The organism is Rhizomonospora bruguierae (genome assembly GCF_018397995.1).
GTDB classification, from domain to species: Bacteria; Actinomycetota; Actinomycetes; order Mycobacteriales; family Micromonosporaceae; genus Rhizomonospora; species Rhizomonospora bruguierae.
Genome location: NZ_BBQH01000029.1, coordinates 18,614 through 40,077 on the forward strand (window position 1 = coordinate 18,614; position 21,464 = coordinate 40,077).

A 21,464-nucleotide genomic window follows, 5' to 3' on the forward strand; every position below is an offset into this window, starting at 1 on the left:
CCGCCCCGGCGGGCGCGCCGGGTCAGGGAACGTCCGTCGGTCCCTCGTCGTCGGTGGCGGCTTCGACCGGCGGAGCGACGGCGGGCGACGCGACGGCGGTCGGCGCGGCCGCGGGCTCCTCGGCCGCGGCCGGTACTCCGAAGCCGAGCAGATCCTGGATCCGGGCGGTGTGCTCGGACGGCGGCAGGTCCGTGCCGTCCAGGGTGCGGATCTCGGCGAGCCCCCGCACCGAGGAGGCGAGCCACGCGGCGTCGGCGAGGAACAGGTCGGCCGGGCGGGCCATCCGCTCCTCCGCCTGCCAGCCGAGCTTCTCGGCGTGCTCGCAGAGCCACCGCGCGGTGGTGCCGGGCAGGATACCGGTCGCCTCGGCCGGGACGGTGCAGAGCGTGTCGCCGTCCAGCCACACGAGGCTCGCGGTCGGGGCTTCGAGCAGGTAGCCGTCGCCGGAGACCCAGAGGACGTCGTCGGCACCGGACTCGGTGGCCCAGCGCAGGGACGCCATGTTGACCGCGTAGGAGAGGGACTTGACCCCGCCGAGCAGCCACGGCGCCTGCGACCGGGCGGCGGCGGCCAGGCCGAGGGACGCGGTCAGGACCCGGATGCCGTCCCGGCGGGCGCGCCGGCTCGCCTCGCCGACCGGGTTGAGGGTCGCGTACAGGGTGGGCGTGCCGTCGCCGTGCTCCGCTCCGCGGGTGCAGACCAGGCGCAGGGCGCCCTCGTCGGCGCCCCAGCCCGTGCACGCCTGCTCGGCGAGCGCGGTCAGGTCGGCGGCCGGGGGGAGCGGGATGCCGAGTCGGGCGGCCGAGCGGGACATCCGGTCCAGGTGCTCGTCCAGCAGCCAGGGACGGCCGCCGCGCACGTGCACGGTCTCGAAGAGCCCGTCGCCGCGCAGGACGCCGAGGTCGTCGGCGCGCAGCACCGGGGTGTCGGCCGGGACCACGCCCCGGCCCGGGATGGCGAGTACGCGATCAGGCACGCCGGGGAGCGTAAACCACTGCGGGGCGCCCGCGGCAACCCCCGCGAGACGCGCCCGGAACCTGGGCGGGGGCATCCCCGGAACCCCCCGGCCCCGCACCAGGGCGGCGCGACCTCGCCGGTCGCCCCCGGCCGGGCCGGCCCGCATATGATCGGACGGTGCCGGAAACGTCGCTGGCGGCCGTGCTCCGCTCGCGCGGACTGCGGATGACCGCCCCTCGCCAACTGGTCCTCGACGCCGTCCGGGCGTTGGGCCACGCCACGCCGGAGCAGGTGCACGTCGCGGTCGGCCGGATCGCGCCCGGCGTCAACATCACCACCGTGTACCGGACACTGGAGCTGCTCGAGGAGCTCGGCCTGGTGACCCACACGCACCTGTCGCACGGGGCGCCGACGTACCACGCCGCGGATGACGACCAGCACGTGCACCTGGTCTGCCGGGGCTGCGGGGGAATACAGGAGCTGCCGCCGGAGCTGTTGCAGCCGTTGGCGTCGGCGCTGCGCCGGCAGCACGGCTTCCTGGTCGACATCGGCCACGTCGCCCTGTTCGGCCGGTGCGGCGGCTGCGGGAGCGGCGAGGGGGACGAATGATCGAGATTCCGGGTGCGGTGCCGGTGGCGGCCGTGGACCCCGCCTCGCGGGACGCGGGCGTCGCCGCGCACTACGGCGACCCGCTGCGCGAGCAGCGCCTGCTGGCCACGGAGGCGGCCCTGGTCGACCGGTCGCACCGGGGGGTGCTCGCGGTGCCGGGGCCGGAGCGGGCGGCCTGGCTGCACAGCCTCACCAGCCAGCACCTGTCCGACCTGCGCGCCGGGCAGGGCACCGAACTGCTGGTGCTCTCGCCGCACGGGCACGTCGAGCAGCACGCGATGGTGGCCGAGGACGGCGAGACGACCTGGCTGGACGTGGAGCCGGCCAGCGCCGGCGAGCTGCTGGCGTTCCTGGCGAAGATGCGCTTCCTGACCCGGGTCGAGCCCCGCGACGCCACCGCGGACTGGGCGCTGCTCACCCTCGCCGGCCCGCGCGCCGCCGAGGCGCTCGGCCTGGAGCTGGCCGAGCCCGACGCGCTCCCGGTGCCGGGCCCGAAGTTCCCCGCCGGCGCCGTGCCGGCCCGGCCCAGCATCCTGTACCCGGTGCGCCAGCTCGACTCCGGCGGCTGGGCGCGCCGCACCCGCCTGGGCGTGGACCTGCTCGTCCCGCGCGCCAGCGTGGCCGCCGTGTACGAGCGGCTGGGCGTGCCCCCGGCGGGCCTGTGGGCGTACGAGGCGCTGCGCGTGGCGGCCCGGGTACCCCGCCAGGGCTTCGAGACCGATCACCGGACCATCCCCGCCGAGGTGGAGTGGCCCCGGTCCGCCGTGCACCTGGACAAGGGCTGCTACCGCGGCCAGGAGACGGTGGCCCGGGTGCACAACCTGGGCCGACCGCCGCGGCGCCTGGTCCTGCTGCACTTGGACGGCGTGGCGACCGACCGCCCGCCGGCGCCGGGCACGGCCGTGCACACGGCGGACGGGCGCGCGGTCGGCTTCGTCGGCACGGCGGTGACCCACTTCGAGCTGGGCCCGATCGCGCTGGCCCTGGTCAAGCGCAACGTGCCCGACGACGCCGACCTGCGCATCGGCGACAGCGTGGCGGCCATCGAACCGTAGGCGGGCGTAAGGTGCCGGCATGAGCGCCGGAACCCTGATCACGGTCGCCCCCACCGGGGCGGAGTCCAGCAAGGCCGACGTGCCCGCGCTGCCGGTCACCCTGGACGAGCTCGTCGCCACCGCCAAGGAGTGCGAGGCGCTCGGCGCCGCCGTCATCCACGTGCACATCCGCGACGACCAGGCCCGGCCCACGCTGGACCAGGGCCGGCTGCGCGAGACGGTCGCCGCGCTGCGCGCCGCCACCGGGCTGATCGTGCAGCTGTCCAGCGGCGGCGCGGTCACCGATCCGGAGGCGGACCGGTTGGCGGTGCTCGACGCGGGGCCGGACATGGCGTCCTGCACGATGGGGACGGTCAACTTCGGCGACGGCGTGTTCGCCAACCGCTGGGAGTTCATCGTCGACCTGCACACCCGGATGCGGGAGCGGCGGATCGTCCCCGAGTACGAGATCTTCGACCTGGGCCACCTGACCTCGCTCCAGCGCCTGCTGGACCGGTACGGGCTGCCGTTCGGCGGCCACGTCCACGTGGACCTGGTGATGGGCGTCCCGGGCGGCATGCCGGGTACCGCGCAGGCGCTGGTGGCGTGCCGGCAGGCCATGCGCGACCTGCCGGAGGGCACCACGTTCTCGGCGACCGGCATCGGGCGCAGCACCATCCCGGTGCTGCTCGCGTCGCTGGCCACCGGCGGGCACCTGCGGGTCGGGATGGAGGACACCATCACGTACGCCAAGGGTCAGCCGGTCGACTCGAACATGCAGCTCGTGGCGCGTGCCGTCGGCTTCGCCCAGCTCGCCCAGCGCCCGCCGATGGGGGCGGACGCGGCCAGGTCACTGCTCGGCATCCCGGCCACCGGGGCGCGCTGACCGGCGGGTAGCTTCGCCCGCATGGGCAAGATCTACGCGGGTGGCGTCCCGCTGGCCGAGGTGGTCCGCTCCGGCTTCACCGAGGGCGTGCACCGGGGGTCGCTGGTGGTGCTGGACGCGTCCGGCGCGCCGGTGTTCACGGCCGGCGACGTGCAGGGGCCGATCTTCCCGCGCAGTTCCAACAAGCCCATGCAGGCGGTCGGCATGCTCCGCGCCGGCCTGCGGCTGTGTGACGCGGCGGACCTGGCCATGGTGGCGGCCAGCCACCGGGGCGAGCCGGTGCACCTGGAGCGGGTCGCGGCCCTGCTGCGCAGCGGCGGGCTCACCGAGGACGCCCTCGCCTGCCCGCCGGATCTGCCGGGCGGGCAGGAGGCGCGGGAGGCGTACCTGGCCGCTGGCGGCACCCGGGCCCGGATCGCGATGAACTGCTCCGGCAAGCACGCCGGCATGCTGCTGACCTGCCTCGGCGCCGGCTGGCCCACGGAGGGGTACGCCGATCCGGGGCACCCGCTCCAGCGCCTGCTGGTCGAGACGGTCGCGGAGTTCACCGGCGCCCCCGGCGAGCCGCCGTGCGGCGTGGACGGCTGCGGCGCGGTGGTCACCGCCGCGTCCCTGACCGGGCTGGCGACCGCGTTCCTGCGTCTGGTGGGCGCCGAGCCCGGCTCCGCGGAGCGCACCGTCGTGGACGCGATGCGGGGGTACCCGGTACTGGTTTCCGGCACCGGCGAGCCGGACGCCGTGCTGATGGCCGGTGTGCCGGGCGCGCTGGCCAAGGGCGGTGCCGAGGGTGTGTGGGTGGTCGCGGTGCCGGGCGCCGGCGCGGTCGCCGTGAAGATCGACGACGGCGCGCACCGGGCGAGCGTGCCGGTGACCGCCGCCGCCCTGTCCCGCCTGGGCGTCGAGGCGCCCGAGGGGCTGCGCGAGACGCCCGTCCACGGCGGTGGGCGCCGGGTCGGCGCGGTCCGCCCGATCGCGCTGTAGGGACGCCGCTCGCCCGCGCGGGTGATCTGTGTGGGACGCCACGCTAGCTCCCGCTAGCGAACTGCTTGCAGGAGCTAGCAGTCGGGGTTAGCGTCGAGGCGTGGCCACATCCAAGGATCTGCCCCGCGACATCGGCGCGTTCATCCGGGACATGCGCCGCAACGCGCGCATCTCGCTGCGCCAGCTCGCCGAGCAGGCCGGGGTCAGCAACCCGTACCTGAGCCAGATCGAGCGGGGGCTGCGCAAGCCCAGCGCCGAGGTGCTCCAGCAGCTCGCCAGCGCGCTGCGGGTCTCCACCCCGGTCATGTACCTGCGTGCCGGCCTGCTGGACCCGAAGGAGGGTCAGGAGGTGCCGGCCGCCATCGCGGCCGACCCGCACCTGACCCTCGCGCAGAAGCAGTCGCTGACCCAGATCTACGAGACGTTCCGGCGGGAGAACGCCCGCGTGGAACAGGAGGCCGCCGACGCGGCCGAGGAGGAGAAGAAGCCATGACCGAGCCGAAGAACCGAATCCCCGCCCCGCTGTACGCCGCCGCCGGCGTCGGTGACCTGGCCTACCAGCAGCTGCGCAAGCTGCCGGCGCTGGTCGACGAGCTGAGCGGCCGGGCCGTCGAGAACGGCGCCGAGCTGCGCGGGCGCGGCGCACACCTGCGCGAGCGCGGCGTCCAGCTGCGCGAGCGGGCCCGCGAGCGGGCCGCCGGGTTGCGCCAGCGCGCTGCCGAGACCGATTGGGACCTCGACGTGGACGTGGACCGGCTGCGGGCGCTGGCCCGGCGCAATGCCGCCGCGGTCACCGCCGCCGCGCAGGCCGCCCAGGCCAAGGCCGCCGCCGTGTACGGCGACCTGGTCGCCCGGGGCGCGCTGGTGATCGGCGACGCCGCCGAGACGGTGACCGACGACACGGTGGCCGAGGTGGACGCCGCGACGGCCCCCGCCGAACTGCCCGCTGCCGAGCGGCCCGCGGTCGAGCAGCCCGCCACCGCCCCGGCCGCGACCGCCGGCGAGGCGCCGGCCAAGCCGGCGAAGTCCAGTGCCGCCAAGAAGAGCAAGCCGGCCGAGAGCTGAGCCCACGCCGGGCCCGACGCCGCACCCCGGCGCCGGGCCCGGCCGGCATAAGCTTGCTGGCATGGCTGCGCCAATCTTCGCCCCGGTGGTCGTGTACTACGTCAGCTGGCTGCTGTTCCTGTGCGCGGTCGTCCTCGGCATCACGGCGTTCGTGCACGCGCTCACCCAGCGCGCCGAGGCGTTCCCCGCGATCGGCACCCTGCCCAAGCCGGCCTGGCTGGCCATCATCGGCATCTGCACGCTGCTCGGCTTCCCGTACCTGTTCGGCACGATCAGCGTGTTCGGCCTGATCGGCATCGCCGCGGCGCTCATCTACCTGCTGGACGTCCGGCCGGGCCTGCGCGACATCGCCGACGGCCGCGGGATGTGGTGAGGGACTTCCGCTGGCCGCCGCCGCCCGACGGCGGGCCGCGGACGTACGGGCCGGGTCCCAGCGGCCCGCGCTCGGGCCGCCCGGTGCTCCCCGAGCCGCCCACCGACCTGCTCGCCACCCCGCACGGGGTCGCGCTGGAGCGGCTGGTCACCGGCGGCGGCGAACCGGTGACCGTGTTCGCGCACGGGCTGGCCGGCGGCATCGCCGACACCCGCCCGCTGGGCAGCGCGGTCGGTGGTCGCAAGGTCTTCTTCGCCTTCCGGGGGCACGGCCGCTCCGCCGCTCCGCCCGGCCCCTGGAGCTACGCGGACCTCGCGCGGGACCTGCGCGCGGTCGCTGACCTCTCCGGCGCCACCCGCGCGGTGGGGGTCAGCATGGGCGCGGGCGCGCTGTGCCGGTTGTTGGTGGACAGTCCGGACCGGTTCGACCGGCTGGTGTTCTTCCTGCCCGCCGTGCTGGACCAGCCCCGCCCCACGGCGTCCCGGGCCCGGCTGGCCGCGCTGCTGGCGGCCACCCGCGAGGGTGACATTTCGGCGCTGGCCGACGCGGTCACGCTGGAGGCGCCGCCCCAGGTGCGCAACACCCCGGCCGGCTGGGCCTACCTGCGCCAGCGCCTCGACCAGCTCACCCGGGACGGCCTCGCCGAGGCGCTGGCCGACCTGCCGGACCAGGTGGCGGTCGCCGACCCGGCGCCGCTGGCCGCCGTCCGGGCGCCGGCGCTGGTGATCGCCTGTGCGGGTGACGACCTGCACCCGCTTCCGGTGGCCGAGCGGCTCGCCGCCGCGCTGCCCGCCGCGACGCTGGTCGTCTACGACCGGCCCGGCGTGGTCTGGACCCACCGGGCCGACCTGCGCGAGCGGATCTCGGGTTTCCTCAACGAGTAGGGTGCCCGCCATGGGCGTGACGCAGCATGGCCGCACGCAGCGGCTCGACCTGGCCGACCCGACGGTGCGCGAGTGGCCGTGCACGGTGCTGGAGGTCGACCCGGAGCGGGGCATCGTGCTCGATCGGTCGGCGTTCTACCCGGGCGGCGGCGGCCAGCCCCCGGACCACGGCGTGCTGCTCTGGCAGGGCGTGCAGACCCGCGTCGCCGGCACCCGCAAGGGCGACGACCTGTACCTCATCCCGGTGGAGGGTGACCCGCTGCCGCCGGTCGGCGCCCAGGTGACCGGCGCCGTCGAGGACGCCCGCCGGACGCTGCTCATGCGTACCCACTCGGGGCTGCACGTCCTGTGTGGCGTGGTGTTCCGGGACTTCGGCGCGCTGGTCACCGGCGGCAACATGGAACCCGGCGAGGCCCGGATGGACTTCAACCTGCCGCAGGTGCCGGCGGACTTCAAGGCCCGCCTGGAGGAGTTGGTGAACACCGAGGTCGCCGCCGACCGCTCGGTGGCGGTGCGGGTGTTGCCGCGGACCGAGGCGCTGGCCATCCCGGACATCATCCGCACCCAGGCCAACCTGATCCCGCCGGCGGAGCAGGAGATCCGCATCGTCGACATCGTCGGCCTGGACGTGCAGGCGGACGGCGGCACGCACGTCGGGTCCACGGCGCAGATCGGCAAGGTCCGGGTGGTCAAGGTGGAGAGCAAGGGGCGGGCCAACCGGCGGGTCCGGGTGCGGCTGGCGGACTGAGCGGTCCGCCGTCCGTGGTACCCGAAGCCCGTCCCGGGGCCGTTCGCGAGTTCGCCGCCGGGATCCGTCTGCTCGCCCAGGGCGTGCGCGCCTACGGTGGCACCCCCCCGGCTGCTCCTGCTCGGCATCCTCCCGACCGTCATCTCCACCGCGCTGTTCCGCACCGCTTTCAGCGTCCTCGTCGCGTACGCGGACGACCTGGCCGCCCTGGTCACCCGGTTCGCCGACGACTGGTCCACCGGTTGGCGCGGCACGGTACGGGTGGCCGCCGGCGTGGCCCTGCCCGGCGTCGGCGCCCTGCTCGCGGTGCTCGCGTTCACGGCGGTCACGCTGCTGGTCGGCGACCCGTTCTACGCGAAGATCAGCGAGGTGGTGGAGGACTGGCACGGCGGCGTCCCCGCCGCGGTCGAGGTGCCCTGGTACCGCTCGCTCGGGCGCAGCCTCGGCGCTGCGCTGCGCCGGGGTCGCCGGGTGGCTGCTGGCCGTCGAACTGGTCGACCTGCCGTTCCAGCGCCGCGGGCTGCGCCTGGCCGATCGCCGCCGCGCGTTGCGCGCCCACCGCCCGGTCGCCCTCGGCTTCGGCGTCGCCGTGTTCCTGTGCCTCCTCGTCCCGTTCGGCGCCCTCCTGCTGCCCCCTGCCGCCGTGGCCGGCGGGACGCTGCTCGCGCGCCGGCTCCTCACCGCGGACGCGTAGCCTTCCGCGAGTGGAGATCACCCTGGTCGAGGGCGACATCACCGTCCAGCACGTCGACGCGGTCGTCAACGCCGCCAACTCGTCCCTGCTCGGCGGGGGCGGCGTGGACGGCGCCATCCACGCGGCCGGCGGCCCGGTCATCCTCGCCGAGACGCGCGCCCTGCGGGCCGGGAAGTACGCCCGCGGTCTGCCGGTCGGGGAGGCCGTCGCCACCACGGCCGGCAACCTGCCCGCCCGCTGGGTCATCCACACCGTCGGTCCCGTGTGGACGGATCGGGAGGACCGCTCGGCCCTGCTGCGATCCTGCTACCGGCGCTCGCTGGCGGTGGCGAACGACCTTGGCGCCGAGACGGTCGCCTTCCCGCTGGTCTCCGCCGGCATCTACGGCTGGCCAATGGCGGACGCGGTCCGGCAGGCCCTCGCCGGCCTGCGCTCGGCCGAACCGGGCAGCGTGCGCGAGGCCCGCCTGGTCCTGCACGGGCGCGCGGCCTACGAGACCGCCCGCCGGGTAGCCCCGGCATGACCGGCTGACGGTGCTGCTTGGCGGCGCCGCGTGACCGCTCACCTGGCGGCGCCGTGGGTCAGGTGGTGTCGCGGAGGATGAGTTCGGTGGGGAGGATGACCTCCCGGTCGACCTCCTCGCCGGCGGCCAGCCACAGCAGTTGGCGGGCGATCCGGCGACCGATCTCCACAATCGGCTGGCGGACCGTGGACAGCGGCGGGTCGGTGTAGCGGGCCAGCTCGATGTCGTCGAAGCCGATCACCGCGACGTCCTCCGGTATCCGGCGCCCGGCCGCCTTCAGGGCGCGCAGGGCGCCGTGCGCCATCAGGTCGGAGGCGATGAAGACCGCGTCCAGGTCGGGGTCGTCGACGAGCAGCTGGCGCATGGCGGTGTGCCCGGACTCGCGGGTGAAGTCCCCGCTGGCGACCAGGCAGCGCAGCCCCGCCTCGGCCAGCGCCTCCCGGTACCCGGTGAGCCGGTCCACGCCGGCGACCATGTCGAGCGGGCCGGCGATGGTGGCGATCCGGCGGCGGCCGCTGGCGATCAGGTGGCCGACCGCGGTGCGCACGCCGCCGACGTGGTCCACGTCCACGTACGGGACCGTGTCCCGGCCGAGCGGCCGGCCGCTGCACACGACCGGCATGCCCATCCGGGCGAGGGTGCCCGGGAGCGGGTCGATGCCGTGCATGGAGGCGAACAGGACGCCGTCCACGTGGCGGGCCAGCGCGTACCGCTCGACCCGGCCGTGGCTGGCGGTGGAGCCGGCCATCATGAGCACGAGTTGCTTGTCCACGGCCTCCAGTTCCTGGCTGACGCCGCGGATGATGCCGGGGAAGAACTGGTCGTCGGAGAAGACCCGGTTGGGGGTCTCCGGCAGGATCAGGGCGACCGAGTCGGTGCGCTGGGTGACCAGGCTGCGGGCGGCCTGGTTGGGCACGTAGCCGAGTTCCTCGACGGCGCGCAGCACCGCATCGCGGATGGGTTCGGCGACCGTGGTCGAGCCGTTGACGACCCGGGAGACGGTGGCCCGGGACACGCCGGCGCGCAGCGCCACCTCTTCCAGGGTTGGCCGGCCCCCGAGCATCGCCATGCCATGACCTTACGGCCAGCCGCCCGCCGTTTGGTGCCGCCCGGCGGGGGGTATCGGCCGATATGACCGATCGGCGGCCGGGAAAGGCCCGATCACCCCGTGCGCAGCGCCTCCAGCAGGCCGGCCTGCCCGGCCACCGTGAGCACCTCGAACGGCACCCGGCCGTAGAGGGCGAGCAGCAGGTCGCTGGCGGTGCCGGCGGCATGGGCGCGCGGGTGCGGGTCGTCGGTGTCCAGCAGGGTGCCGGTGTCCAGCAGCGCGACGCCCGCGCCGCGCAGCCGCACGAACCACTCCTCGCTGGCATCCGTGGCGACGAGGTGGATCACGCCGTGCACTCCGGCCGGCGCCCGGCGGCGCCCGGCGGGCAGCCAGGTGTCGAGCACCTCGCTGACCCCGTCGGCGGCGAGCTTGGCCTCCACCGGCTCCGCCTGACCGGCCGCCATCTGGGCGTCCCAGCGGTGTACCGCCGTCTCGTGCGCCATCCGGCGGTGCCAGAACGCGGCCTTCTTGGTCTGCGGCGCCCAGTTCCAGGCGGGCAGTTCGGGGTCGAGGCCGTCCAGCAGGCGCAGCAGCGCCACGAACTCCGCGTCGAACCACTCGATGGGGTCACCGGAGGCGTCCTCGGGTGGCTGATCCGAGCGCTCCTCCGGCGGGCGGCTGACCTCCCCCCGGGTGACGTGCTGCCCGACCCATCGGTAGCAGCCGGCCACGTGCCGGATCAGGTGATCAATCGTCCAACCGGGACAGGTTGGTACGGCTGTCTGCGCTCCGGCGGCCGTCGCCGCCGCGCGCAGCACCGGCCCTTCGGCGCGCAGGCCGGCCAGCCAGAAGTCCTTGGCGCCGTGCAACCTGGTCATCGCGTTCCTCCCGCCGCTGCCGGACCCGCCGAGGGCGGGCTCGCCACCGCACCAGCCTAGGGTGAGTGGCGTGTCCGACGTTAGTGCCGAAAGGCCCGCCGCCGCCGACCCGTATGCGCCCGTTCCGCTGTCCCGGTACACGACACTGCGCCTGGGCGGCCCGGCCGCAGGGCTCGTGACCGCCGCCGACGAGGCCGCGATCGTGCGCGCCGTCGCCGCCGAGGACCCGGTGCTCGTGCTGGCCGGCGGGAGCAACGTGGTGATCGGCGACGCCGGCTTCCCGGGCACGGTGGTGCTGGTCCGCTCGCGGGGGATCGAGGTCGTCGAGGAGTCCGCCGGCCGGGTGACCGTCGAGGTGGCCGCCGGCGAGCCGTGGGACGACGTGGTACACACCGCCGTGCGGCGGGGCTGGTCGGGCGTGGAGTGCCTGTCCGGCGTCCCCGGTTCGGCCGGTGCCACCCCGATCCAGAACGTCGGCGCGTACGGGCAGGAGGTCGCGGAGACGATCGCCTCGGTCCGGGCGTACGACCGGGTGCTCGGCGACGTGGTGACGATGACCCCCGCGGAGTGCGGCTTCGGGTACCGGGCCAGCGTGTTCAAGCGCAGCAGCCGGTGGGTGGTGCTGTCGGTGCGGTTCCGGCTGGCGGTGGACGGGCGCTCGGCCCCCGTCCGGTACGCGGAACTGGCCCGTGTCCTGGGTGTGGCGGTCGGCGATCGGGTCCCGCTGGAGGACGCCCGCCGGGCGGTACTCGCGCTGCGCGCCGGCAAGGGCATGGTGCTGGACCCGGACGATCGGGACACCTGGTCGGTGGGGTCGTTCTTCACCAACCCGGTGCTGGACGCGGCGGCCTTCGCGGCGTTCCGGGAGCGGACCGGCGACGAGGAGCCCACCTCCTGGCCGGCGCCGGACGGGGTGGTGAAGGTCAGCGCCGCCTGGCTGATCGACCGGGCCGGGTTCACGAAGGGCTACCTGGGCGCGGACGGCGGCGCCGGCGGCGTGGCCGTCTCCGGCAAGCACGCGCTCGCGCTCACCAACCGGGGTGCGGGCTCGACCGCCGCGCTGCTGCGGCTGGCCCGGGAGATCCGGGACGGCGTTCGCGACCGGTTCGGCGTCACCCTGCACCCGGAACCGGTGCTGATCGGCTGCGGGGTGTAGCGCGCGGTCGCCGGGTCGCGAAGGCAGCCCGCTAAAATACACCGATACGGGCAAACCCGGCGATAATCCATAAGAGTCCCATCGTGGGGGCGACAGACCCGTGGATTCATGGCGCCGCGATTCGGGCTCCGGCCCGCGGGCCCGGCTGAGCCGGCCGGGCCCGGAGAAGGCTGCCGGAGGGGAGCTGGCCACGTGAGCCACCTGCTGCTGGTCGAGGACGATCCGGACCTCACGCTCGCGCTGCGGATGCTGTTCACCCGGGCGGGGTACGACGTGTCCCACGCCGGCAACGGCCGTGCGGGGCTGCGGGAGGCGTACGCCGAGCACCCGGACCTGGTCGTGCTGGACGTCGGTCTGCCCGAAATGGACGGCTGGCAGGTGCTGGAGCGGCTGCGCGACCTCAGCGACGTGCCGGTCCTGATGCTGACCGCGCACGGCCAGGAGACGGAGAAGGTGCGCGGGCTGCGCGCCGGCGCCGACGACTACCTGACCAAGCCGTTCGCCAACGCGGAGCTGCTGGCCCGGGTCGAGGCGCTGCTGCGCCGGTCCGGCAGCTCGGCCACCTGGGCCAGTCAGATCTACGACGACGGGCTGGTGCACCTGGACCCGACCCAGCGCCGGGTGTACGTCTCCGGGCGCGAGGTGCGCCTGACGCCGACCGAGTTCCGGCTGCTCAACGCGCTGCTCCGGCACGCCGGGGCGGTGCTGTCGCCGAACCAGCTGCTGACCCAGGCGTGGGACGACCCGACCGGCATCGGCCAGGAGCGGGTCAAGTTCGCGGTGCTGCGGCTGCGGCGCAAGCTCGGCTGGTCCGACCCGGAGGACTCGCCGGTCGAGTCGGTGCGCGGCTTCGGGTACCGGTACCGGCGCCCGCCGAACCAGCCGTCCGGCCGGGCCGCGCGGGCCTGAGCCCGGCACGCAACGGGCTGGTGGGCGGGTGGGGATCGGGCGGGCGAAAGGGTCAAGGGCAGCGATGCTTGTGTATGGGAGCCCTCCCATGCAAGACTCTTTGACGTCGCATCCGGGAGCCATGCGAGTGGGGTTTGCCAGGGCATGCGGTCGGCTCAGCCGCCCGTAGTGCGAGCCCTTCGCGGCGCGGTCCGCCACCGTGGACCGTGTCGATCGGACTCTTCCAGCCTGCCGTCCGGGTAGGGCGGGCTACTTCTTCGGTGTGCCGGTGGCGCGATTCGTCCAGATCCGCGTCCGAGTGCCGGCTTGCCTGGGCGTCCGCCCCGGCGTAAGCGACGAAACAGGAGAAAGAAGCATGAGACTCGTCTCGAGTCGCACCCGGCGAGGAAAGCTCGCCATTACCGCGGCGGCTGCCGCGCTAGGTGCGGGTGGGTTGGCGGTGCTCCCGGCACTGCCGGCCGCCGCTGCCACGGGGTGCAGCGTCACCTACACGATTACGAACTCCTGGCAGGGCGGCTTCCAGGGCGACGTGACGATCAGGAACGTCGGCGACGCGTGGACGTCCTGGCAGCTCAAGTGGACCTGGTCCGGTAGCCAGCAGGTTACCCAGGGCTGGAGCGGCAAGTGGTCGCAGAGCGGGACCACGGTCACGGTCGGCAATGAGTCGTGGAACGGCAGCGTCCCCAACGGCGGCTCGGTCACCGGCGTCGGCTTCCTGGCCAACGGCTCGGCGGTCACCCCGAGTTCGTTCAGTGTGAACGGCGTGACCTGCAACGGCAGCACGCCGACCACCGGGCCGACCACGCGGCCGCCGACCACGAACCCGCCCACGAGTGGCCCGACCACGAGGCCGCCGACGGGTGGCCCGACCACCAACCCGCCCACGGGTGGCCCCACCACCAACCCGCCGCAGGGCACCCACGTCGACAACCCGTACGCCGGTGCCAAGGGCTACGTGAACCCCGACTGGAAGGCCAAGGCGGACGCGGAGACGGGCGGCAGCCGGGTCTCCAACACCCCGACCGGCGTGTGGATGGACCGGATCGCCGCGATCAACGGCACCCCGGGTGCCCGCGGCATGCGGGCGCACCTGGACGAGGCCGTCGCCCAGGGTGCCGGCTACATCCAGTTCGTGATCTACGACCTGCCGAACCGGGACTGCTCGGCGCTGGCCTCGAACGGCGAGCTGAAGGTCTCTGAGAACGGCATCAACCGGTACAAGACCGAGTACATCGACCCGATCGCCGCGATCCAGGCGGACTCGAAGTACCGGAACATCCGGATCATCAACATCATCGAGATCGACTCGCTGCCGAACCTGATCACGAACACCAACGTGGCGGCGTGTGCCGAGGCGCAGAGCTCCGGTGCGTACGTGCAGGGCGTCCAGTACGCGCTGAGCAAGCTGCACGCGGCCGGCTCCAACATCTACAACTACATCGACGCGGCGCACCACGGCTGGATCGGCTGGAGCGACAACTTCGGCCCGTCCGCCGACCTGTTCGCCTCGACGGTCCGCGGCGCCACCGGTGGCTTCGCCACGGTGGACGGCTTCATCACCGACACCGCGAACTACTCGGCGCTCACCGAGCCGTACTTCAACATCAACACCCAGGTCAACGGCCAGTCCGTGCGGCAGTCGAAGTGGGTTGACTGGAACGACTACGTGGACGAGCTGACGTTCGCGCAGGCGTTCCGGACGAAGCTGACGAACGTGGGCTTCCCGCAGAGCATCGGCATGCTGATCGACACCTCGCGCAACGGCTGGGGCGGCCCGAACCGGCCCACCAAGGCGAGCACGGCGACCACCGTGGACCAGTTCGTCAACGAGTCCCGCGTCGACCGGCGGATCCACGCCGGTAACTGGTGCAACCAGAGCGGTGCGGGCCTGGGCGAGCGGCCGCGGGCGAACCCGGCCACCGGCATCGACGCGTACGTCTGGATCAAGCCTCCGGGCGAGTCGGACGGCTCCAGCTCGGCCATCGCGAACGACGAGGGCAAGGGCTTCGACCGGATGTGCGACCCGACCTACGGTGGCAACGAGCGCAACGGCAACAACCAGAGCGGCGCGATGGCCAACGCTCCGGTTTCGGGCCACTGGTTCTCGGCCCAGTTCCAGGAGCTCATGCGGAACGCGTACCCGGCGCTCTGATCATCTGATCAGTCGACGGCACGCGAGCGGGGCCCGGTGCGCGAGCACCGGGCCCCGTCCCCTGTGCCGGTCGAGGAGGTCGGCGACGAGGCGGTGTCGCCGCGTCGTAGCCGGGTCTGCGCGTCGATCTCGCTCAGCGTGCCGTTCGCGCGTCAGGCCGCGACCGGCAGGCCCAACTGGTCCGTCATGGCCAGCCGGGAGCGCAAGGTGCCCCGCGCGGCGACCCGGGCGTAGTAGGCGGTGCGGCGGCGGGCCACGCAGCCGTCCGGGCGCTCGGTCGCCGTGACCAGCTCCGGGTCGAGTTGGGCGTTGAGGCCGTCCCGGAGCAGGGCGAGGGCCTCGGCGCGCAATTGCGAGACGCGGGACTCGGTGACCCCGAGCTCCTCGGCGATCCGGGCCATCGGGCGCTCCTCGAGGAAGTACCGGGTGACCACCATCCGGAGCCGCTCCGGCAGTACCTGGATGGCGTCGTGCAGGTAGCCGATCCGCTCCCGGCGCAGCAGCGTCTCCTCCGGACCGGGTGCGCGCTCGGTGACCAGGTCCTCGGCCGCGCCGGCGGTGAAACCCTGGAGGCTGAGCACCACGGCCCGCTGCACGTCCTCCTCCACCGCGTCCAGTTCGTCGGCGCCGACGCCCAGGTACCCGGCCAGCTCGGCGGTGGTCGGGGTGCGCCCCAGCGCCCCGGTCAGCTCCTGCCGGGCGGTGTCGGTGCGCCGGGCCCGGTGCCGTACCGAGCGGCTGGCCCAGTCCAGGCTGCGCAGCTCGTCCAGCAGCGCGCCCCGGAGGCGGGCAGTGGCGAACCGGGCGAACGGGATCCCGCGCCCCGCGTCGAACGAGCGCGCCGCGCCGACCAGCGCCATCAGGCCGGCGGAGGTCAGGTCGTCCCGGTTGACGTGCGCGGGGACCCGGCCGATCAGCTCCCGGACCAGGTGCCCGACGAGCGCCACGTTGTTTTGGATCAGGTCCTCCTGCGGGCGGCCGATCGGAGTGGCGGCGGTCCTCACGGTCATGCGTTCCCCTTTGCGGCGGCGGGCCCGCGTCGAGCGGGCCGAGCCGGATGAGAGAACGTTCCGTGACCGTGGGTGTGGCGTCTGGTCATGAACGGTTGCGCGACGGTTGCGGCCGCCGTTCCGGCCCCGCACCCGCTCCGCCGACCCGCGGGCGGGCCGCCACCGGGTGCGACCCGCCCGTTTCCGCGCGCGATGTCAGACCCGGCGCCTAGCCTGCTGGGGTCAGTCCGCACGGCAAAGCACGGACCAAGGAGGTTCCGATGGCTACCCGGCTCAACCCCTACCTCAGCTTCGGCGACGAGGCGCGCCAGGCGATGGAGTTCTACCAGGGCATCTTCGGCGGCGAGCTGCGCATGAGCACGTTCGGCGAGGTCGGCAGCCCCGAACCGGGGATCGCCGACAACATCATGCACGCGCAGTTGGCGACGGAGAACGGCTTCACGCTGATGGCCTCGGATACGCCGCCCGGCATGTCCCGCACGATCGGGGACAACATCACGGTCAGCCTCAGCGGCGACGACGGCGACCTGCTCCGCGGGTACTGGGAGCGGCTGTCCGACGGCGGGACGGTGATGGTGCCGCTGGAGAAGCAGGTGTGGGGCGACGAGTTCGGTGCCTGCGTCGATCGCTTCGGCATCCCGTGGATGGTCAACATCAGCCAGTCCCAACCCTGAGCCGGGCACATGATGTGATGCCGTGCCGGGAGCCGATCACCATATCCGGTCCGCAACCGTTTCTCCTCCGGGGGGCACAACCGCTCGCCCGTGGACGGGCGGCGGACCAGAGAGGTGGCACGGTGTCTCGATTCCTGCTGTTCACGGCGCGGGCCGAGGCGCTCGCCGTCTCCACCGCGCCGACCGGCGCCGTGCTGGACCGGTCCCGCGCCGACGCCGCGATCCGGGACGCGGTCCGGGCATACGGCGTACGAGGGTGCAGCGCAGCGGTCGCGTACGAGTACGGCGAGCATCCGGACGTGGCGGCGCGGCGGATGCGATGGGCGCTGGGGATCGTCGCCGAGTTGTACGGCAACCCGTAGCCGGTCAGGCGGGCCTGCGGGGCAGCCGGACGCGCACACACGCGCCCCGCGGCTCGCCCGGCTCGTACCCGACCGTGCCGCCGTTGGCCTCGGCCAGGTGCCGTGCGATGTGGAGCCCCAGCCCGCCGCCGTGCGCGAACCGGTCGAACAGGCCGGCCAGCCGCTCCGGCGGGATGCCCGCGCCGTGGTCGCGGACCGTGATGACCACGCCCGCCCGGTCCTCCCGCGCCTCGACCCCGACCGGCGGCTCGCCGTGCCGGACCGCGTTCGCCAGCAGGTTGCGCAGGATCTGCGCCAGGTGGTCCCGGTCGACCAGCGCGTACAGGTCCCCGGCCACGCCGTTGTGGACCGGGGTGACCGGCTCGGGCAGCGCGTCGATGACCGACTGCGCCACCTCGGCCACCGGCACCGGCGCGGGCCGGGTGGTGACCTTGCCGGCGGCCAGCCGGAACAGCAGGGTGAGGTCGCGCATCATCGCGGCCAGCCGGCGGGTGTTCCGGTCGATCTTCGTGGCCAGTTCCCGCCGCGCGCCGTCCGGCAGCTCCGCCCAGTCGCTGACGAGCAGCTCGGCCAGGCTGGCGCTGGAGCTGAGCGGTTGGGACATCTGGTGCGAGACGTGGACCATCAGGTCGCTCGTGAGCGGGCCGGCCCGCTCCGGCGCGTCGGCCCGGGCGGCCTGCCCCTCCTTGGCGCACCGGTGCGAGCGGGCGAGGTCCCGCTCCGCGCGCACCCGGGCGAGCAGGGCCTCCTGGTGCGCGCCCTCGGCGTTGAGCCGCCGTACGGCGGCCCCGAAGACCCCGGCCAGCGCGAGCGCGGCCAGCACGGTGCCGGCGGCGATCGCGGTGGCCGGGTCAAGCAGGCCGGTCCGGGTGCCTGCGGCGCTCAGACCGGCGGCGGCGAACGGCAGGAGCAGCAGGGCGGGCGCGAGCCGGCGGGCCATCGCGGTACCCGGACCGCCGCCGGTGAAGGCACTGGCCGACCCGCGTTCGGTCCGCGCGAGCGTGGCGCCCACCGCGAGCACCAGCGCGCCGGCGGCCGTGGGCAGCGGCATGAGCAGCAGGGGTGCGCGGCGGTGCGGGTCGGCCGCGCCGAAGGCGAAGCCGGCGAACGCGACCAGCGCCACCGTGGCGGCGGCCGAACCGAGCGCGCCGGACAGGTGGCCCAGCCGGCCGGCTGGGCCGGCCAGGGCGGCGACGGCGCCGGTGGCGAGCAGCACGGCCAGCGAGCGGCCGAGGTTACGGGTGTCGCCGCCCGCCAGCACGCCGGCGACCGCGGTCACGAGCGCGGCCAGGGCGGCGGCCTGCCCGGCGAGGCGGCGGTACCGGCCGGGGTCACCGGGCGCGAGCAGGTACAGGGCGGTGCCGCCGAGGGTCAGAGCGAGCGTGCCGGCGGGTCCGGGCGCCGGGGGCCGGGCAGCGTCGGCCGCCGCCTGGTGCTTCTGCCACCAGGCGCCGAGGACGAGCAGGCCGGCGGCGGCGATCGCCGCGCCCGCCGCGACGGCGAGCAGGGCGGATAGCCGGCGCGGCCGGTGGCCGAGTTCCAGCGCGGCCCCTCCTGAACCGGGGTAGGCGCCCCACCCTGAGCGCCTAAATCGGGGCGAAAGGAGCGTACCAGTCGATCCGAGGTCTGCTGTGGAGCCCCACCGCGCCGCGGCGCTGCGCACCGGTGGTACCCGAGGGATGGTGGGGCCGGGCCCGTCCCGACCGGCAAGGCGCGATAGGCCGCACATACCACAGTGATCCCCTCGTACCCGGCTAATCCGCAATTTGCCCGCGAATCCTCATGATCCGCTCTAGCCTCGGAGTCGTCGGGAAGGAGGGTCGGGATGATCGAGGCGGCGACCCGGGCCACCGTGCTGCTGGTGGACGACGAGGAGGACCTGCGCGAGGCGATGCGCCGGATGCTCGAGCGGCGGGGCTTCGCGACCCTGCAGGCCGCCGGGCCGGACCAGGCGGTGTCGCTCGCGGCCAGCCACGCCGGCCGGATCGACCTGCTGCTGACCGACCTCGGCCTGGCCGGCCGCAGCGGCGGGGACCTGGCCCGTTCGGTGACCGGCCTGAGCCCGCAGACCCGGATCCTGTTCGTCTCGGGGCTGCCCCGGGAGGTGGCCGTCGACAAGGGACTGGTCGGCGTCGACGCCCGCCTGCTGGAAAAGCCGTTCACGTCGCAGGCGCTGGTCGCCGCGGTGGCCGAATCGCTGGCCGGATGAGCGGCCGCTAGGCGTCCGCCCCGGGCTCCGGCGCCTCCGCCCCGGGCTCCGGCTCCTCGTCGGCGGCCGGGATCAGCACGCTGACCGTGCTGCCCTGCCCCGGCATCGAGGCGATCCGCGTGTGCCCGCCCGCCTGGGCGACGATCCCGTGCACGGTGGCGAGGCCGAGCCCGGTCCCCTCGCCCCTGGGTTTGGTGGTGTAGAACGGCTCGAACGCCCGGCTGACCACCTCGGGCCGCATGCCGACGCCCGTGTCGCTGACCCGGAGCAGCACGTACCGCCCGGGCGGGACGGGGTCCGCGTCGCCGGCCACCCGGTTGCCGGTGGAGATGGTCAGCGTCCCGCCGGAGGGCATCGCGTCCCGCGCGTTCACCGCCAGGTTCACCAGAACCTGTTCGAGCTGCCCCGGGTCCGCCTTGACCAGCCACAGCCCCTCGGCGGGCGCGGTGGTGAGCCGCACCCGCTCCCCGATCGCGCGGGTGAGCAGGGCCCGTACGCCGGCGACGACCCGGTTGAGGTCCAGCACCTCGGGGTGGACCACCTCCTGCCGGCCGAACGCGAGCAACCGGTGGGTCAGCGCGATGGCCCGGTGCGCCGCGCGCTCGATCTGGGCCACGTCCCGGGCGACCGGCAGCCACCGGTCCGGGTCCTCGCGCTCGGCGTCGGCGATCTCCTCGGCGACGAACGCCGTGTAGTTCAGGATCACGGCGAGCAGGTTGTTGTAGTCGTGTGCCACCGCGCCCGCGAGCTGGCTCAGGCTCTCCAGCCGCCGGGGCCGCTCCGGCCGGGGGCACGGCCGTTCCCGTTCGACCTGCGCCATCAGCCGTTCCCGTTCGGCCTGCCCGGCCCGCCGAACTGCGCGTTGGCCAGCGCGATCGTGCCGCCCGCCGTGATTGCGGCGGTCGCGTCCGGTGGCAAGTTCCGCGCCAACGCCCACCGCCCCACGAGAAATTGACCGTCCGGATGGCGATTCTCGCATGCAAAGCCCATAATTCCGGGTAATCTTCGCCATTCGCCACGCGGTCGCTCGCGTCGTGGGCGATGGCACCCCGACCGCACCTGTTCGGCCGGTCCCGCCGCACTCCGCGTACCGGACCGTCGATTCCGGGCGGTCGACCGTGGCCGTCCGGAGGGGGAACGGTCTTGACTCGCGCTCGCCGGTGGACGGCGGCCGGACTGGCCGCGGTCACTGCCACACTGGGCGCCGGCACGGTCCTGCACGCCGTCCCCGCCGCGTGGCGCACCACGACGGCGCGGGTGGACCTCGGCGCGACCGGTGACCCATACCCGTCCCCGCCGCCCACGACCTCCCCGGCAACGACCGCGCCCGCCTCGCCGGCCCCCTCGCCGACCGGCTCCACCTGCACGGTGGACGCGAAGCTCGTACCCTCCTGCAACCTGCTGTGGGGAGCGGCCGCCGGCGGGTTCGGCAGCGTCCCGCGGGACCGGGCGCTGCGGGACTGGGAGGTGCTCAGCGGCCGCGCCGCGACCATCTTCCACGCCTACCACCGGGGCGACGAGCTGTTCCCGACGAAGGCCGAGATCGCGATGGCCCGGGACGCCGCGAACCCGCGCGTGCTGATGCTGAACTGGAAGGTCGCCAACGGCAGTACCTGGGCCGGGGTGGCCGCCGGGGAGCAGGACGCCCGGATCGACCGCTGGGCCGCCCACGTCAGGGCGAACTTCCCGGAGACGTTCTTCCTCGTGCCGCACCACGAGCCGGAGAACGACGTGGTGCCCGCCGCCGGGTCCGGCATGACCGCGACGGACTACGCCGCCATGTACCGGCACGTCGTCACCAGGCTGCGCGCGGCGGGGCTGACCAACGTGGTCACGGTGCTCGCCTACCTGGGCAACGAGAAGTGGCTCGGGCAGGGCTGGTGGCCGGACTTGTACCCCGGTGACTCCTACGTGGACTGGATCGGCCTGGACTCGTACGTCAGCGTCCAGCCCGGCGCCTACCACTACGGCGCCTTCGCCGACCTGCTGGACCGCAAGGGCGCCGGCACCGGCAACCTCGGCTTCTACGCCTGGGCCACGAGCCGGCATCCGGACAAGCCGATCATCGTGGCCGAGTGGGGCGCGTACCACCCGGTCGCCACGGTGCTCGACAAGGCGCTGGTGTACGGCGGCGTCGCGGCGGAGCTGCGGAAGCGCCCGGCGATCAAGGGAATCGTGTACTTCGACACCAAGGCCGACGGCGCCGGCGACCGGGACATCAGCATCGACAGCAGCGCCACCGCCCTGGCGGCGTTCCGCCGGCTCGCCGCCGACCCGATGTTCACGGTTACCCTGAAGTAGCGGCGCCGAAA

General features: G+C 74.4%; 22 protein-coding genes and 2 pseudogenes. 18 read left to right on the forward strand and 6 right to left on the reverse strand.

The window, feature by feature from the left end; translation table 11 throughout:
- Positions 1–22 precede the first annotated feature (22 nt).
- Positions 23–976 carry an aminotransferase class IV gene (locus KJS59_RS16365; protein WP_249714286.1) on the reverse strand — a complete coding sequence of 318 codons (954 nt, stop codon included), beginning with the start codon at positions 974–976 and terminating at the stop codon, positions 23–25.
- 158 nt (positions 977–1,134) lie between these two features.
- On the opposite strand from KJS59_RS16365, the gene KJS59_RS16370 reads away from it, so the two are divergent.
- The 11 genes and pseudogenes from KJS59_RS16370 to KJS59_RS16420 all read left to right on the forward strand — a co-directional run bounded on the left by KJS59_RS16370 (position 1,135) and on the right by KJS59_RS16420 (position 8,754).
- Positions 1,135–1,566: a Fur family transcriptional regulator gene (locus KJS59_RS16370; protein WP_249714288.1), complete on the forward strand. Its 432-nt coding sequence runs from the start codon at positions 1,135–1,137 to the stop codon at positions 1,564–1,566.
- Complete coding sequence (ygfZ, locus tag KJS59_RS16375) at positions 1,563–2,621, forward strand: CAF17-like 4Fe-4S cluster assembly/insertion protein YgfZ (RefSeq protein ID WP_213453763.1); 1,059 nt, start codon at positions 1,563–1,565, stop codon at positions 2,619–2,621. The genes KJS59_RS16370 and ygfZ overlap by 4 nt, the downstream gene beginning before the upstream one ends.
- 19 nt (positions 2,622–2,640) lie before the next feature.
- Entirely contained in the window at positions 2,641–3,486 is an 846-nt protein-coding gene (locus tag KJS59_RS16380; protein WP_213453764.1) for a BKACE family enzyme, read from the forward strand.
- A gap of 21 nt (positions 3,487–3,507) precedes the next feature.
- Positions 3,508–4,467 carry an asparaginase gene (locus tag KJS59_RS16385; protein WP_213453765.1) on the forward strand — a complete coding sequence of 320 codons (960 nt, stop codon included), beginning with the start codon at positions 3,508–3,510 and terminating at the stop codon, positions 4,465–4,467.
- Positions 4,468–4,567: 100 nt separating this feature from the next.
- Positions 4,568–4,936 (forward strand): annotated as a pseudogene (locus tag KJS59_RS16390) (helix-turn-helix domain-containing protein); the annotation flags it as partial.
- Between the two features lie 20 nt (positions 4,937–4,956).
- Positions 4,957–5,532 (forward strand): hypothetical protein, encoded by a 576-nt coding sequence (locus KJS59_RS16395; protein ID WP_213453767.1) that lies wholly within the window; start codon positions 4,957–4,959, stop codon positions 5,530–5,532.
- Positions 5,533–5,593: 61 nt separating this feature from the next.
- On the forward strand, positions 5,594–5,905 hold the full coding sequence (locus KJS59_RS16400; RefSeq protein WP_213453768.1) for a DUF2516 family protein: 312 nt from the start codon (positions 5,594–5,596) through the stop codon (positions 5,903–5,905).
- Positions 5,902–6,789, forward strand: coding sequence for an alpha/beta fold hydrolase (locus tag KJS59_RS16405; RefSeq protein WP_213453769.1), 888 nt, complete (start codon positions 5,902–5,904; stop codon positions 6,787–6,789). The genes KJS59_RS16400 and KJS59_RS16405 overlap by 4 nt, the downstream gene beginning before the upstream one ends.
- A 10-nt stretch (positions 6,790–6,799) precedes the next feature.
- A complete protein-coding gene (locus tag KJS59_RS16410) occupies positions 6,800–7,537 on the forward strand; it encodes an alanyl-tRNA editing protein (RefSeq protein ID WP_213453770.1) in 738 nt (245 codons plus the stop codon).
- A 14-nt stretch (positions 7,538–7,551) separates the two neighbouring features.
- Positions 7,552–8,231, forward strand: a pseudogene (locus tag KJS59_RS16415) (EI24 domain-containing protein).
- 10 nt (positions 8,232–8,241) lie between these two features.
- Complete coding sequence (locus KJS59_RS16420; RefSeq protein WP_213453771.1) at positions 8,242–8,754, forward strand: O-acetyl-ADP-ribose deacetylase; 513 nt, start codon at positions 8,242–8,244, stop codon at positions 8,752–8,754.
- A 58-nt stretch (positions 8,755–8,812) separates the two neighbouring features.
- Here KJS59_RS16420 and KJS59_RS16425 read toward each other — a convergent pair whose 3' ends face one another.
- Both KJS59_RS16425 and KJS59_RS16430 read right to left on the reverse strand, forming a co-directional pair.
- A complete protein-coding gene (locus KJS59_RS16425) occupies positions 8,813–9,817 on the reverse strand; it encodes a LacI family DNA-binding transcriptional regulator (RefSeq protein ID WP_213453838.1) in 1,005 nt (334 codons plus the stop codon).
- Between the two features lie 98 nt (positions 9,818–9,915).
- Positions 9,916–10,680 (reverse strand): maleylpyruvate isomerase family mycothiol-dependent enzyme, encoded by a 765-nt coding sequence (locus tag KJS59_RS16430; protein WP_213453772.1) that lies wholly within the window; start codon positions 10,678–10,680, stop codon positions 9,916–9,918.
- Positions 10,681–10,750: 70 nt separating this feature from the next.
- On the opposite strand from KJS59_RS16430, the gene KJS59_RS16435 reads away from it, so the two are divergent.
- From KJS59_RS16435 to KJS59_RS16445, 3 genes are all read left to right on the forward strand, one after another.
- Entirely contained in the window at positions 10,751–11,836 is a 1,086-nt protein-coding gene (locus tag KJS59_RS16435) for a UDP-N-acetylmuramate dehydrogenase (RefSeq protein WP_213453773.1), read from the forward strand.
- Between the two features lie 192 nt (positions 11,837–12,028).
- Positions 12,029–12,745: a response regulator transcription factor gene (locus KJS59_RS16440; RefSeq protein ID WP_213453774.1), complete on the forward strand. Its 717-nt coding sequence runs from the start codon at positions 12,029–12,031 to the stop codon at positions 12,743–12,745.
- 355 nt (positions 12,746–13,100) lie between these two features.
- The gene (locus KJS59_RS16445) at positions 13,101–14,897 is read left to right on the forward strand and encodes a glycoside hydrolase family 6 protein (RefSeq protein ID WP_213453775.1); all 1,797 of its coding nucleotides are present in this window, start codon (positions 13,101–13,103) and stop codon (positions 14,895–14,897) included.
- A gap of 152 nt (positions 14,898–15,049) precedes the next feature.
- Here KJS59_RS16445 and KJS59_RS16450 read toward each other — a convergent pair whose 3' ends face one another.
- Positions 15,050–15,907 carry a sigma-70 family RNA polymerase sigma factor gene (locus KJS59_RS16450; protein WP_213453776.1) on the reverse strand — a complete coding sequence of 286 codons (858 nt, stop codon included), beginning with the start codon at positions 15,905–15,907 and terminating at the stop codon, positions 15,050–15,052.
- Positions 15,908–16,167: 260 nt separating this feature from the next.
- Between KJS59_RS16450 and KJS59_RS16455 the strand changes: the two genes are divergently transcribed.
- Together KJS59_RS16455 and KJS59_RS16460 are read left to right on the forward strand one after the other, a co-directional pair.
- Positions 16,168–16,581, forward strand: a complete 414-nt coding sequence (locus KJS59_RS16455) for a VOC family protein (protein WP_213453777.1) — start codon at positions 16,168–16,170, stop codon at positions 16,579–16,581.
- Positions 16,582–16,703: 122 nt separating this feature from the next.
- Positions 16,704–16,943 carry a hypothetical protein gene (locus KJS59_RS16460; protein ID WP_213453778.1) on the forward strand — a complete coding sequence of 80 codons (240 nt, stop codon included), beginning with the start codon at positions 16,704–16,706 and terminating at the stop codon, positions 16,941–16,943.
- 4 nt (positions 16,944–16,947) lie between these two features.
- Here KJS59_RS16460 and KJS59_RS16465 read toward each other — a convergent pair whose 3' ends face one another.
- Positions 16,948–18,606 carry a sensor histidine kinase gene (locus tag KJS59_RS16465; protein WP_213453779.1) on the reverse strand — a complete coding sequence of 553 codons (1,659 nt, stop codon included), beginning with the start codon at positions 18,604–18,606 and terminating at the stop codon, positions 16,948–16,950.
- A 162-nt stretch (positions 18,607–18,768) separates the two neighbouring features.
- On the opposite strand from KJS59_RS16465, the gene KJS59_RS16470 reads away from it, so the two are divergent.
- Complete coding sequence (locus KJS59_RS16470; RefSeq protein ID WP_213453780.1) at positions 18,769–19,152, forward strand: response regulator; 384 nt, start codon at positions 18,769–18,771, stop codon at positions 19,150–19,152.
- Positions 19,153–19,159: 7 nt separating this feature from the next.
- Here the strand turns inward: KJS59_RS16470 and KJS59_RS16475 are convergent, their stop codons facing one another.
- A complete protein-coding gene (locus tag KJS59_RS16475; protein ID WP_249714290.1) occupies positions 19,160–19,972 on the reverse strand; it encodes a sensor histidine kinase in 813 nt (270 codons plus the stop codon).
- A 323-nt stretch (positions 19,973–20,295) separates the two neighbouring features.
- On the opposite strand from KJS59_RS16475, the gene KJS59_RS16480 reads away from it, so the two are divergent.
- Positions 20,296–21,453 (forward strand): glycoside hydrolase family 26 protein, encoded by a 1,158-nt coding sequence (locus tag KJS59_RS16480; protein WP_249714291.1) that lies wholly within the window; start codon positions 20,296–20,298, stop codon positions 21,451–21,453.
- The last annotated feature ends 11 nt before the right edge of the window (positions 21,454–21,464 follow it).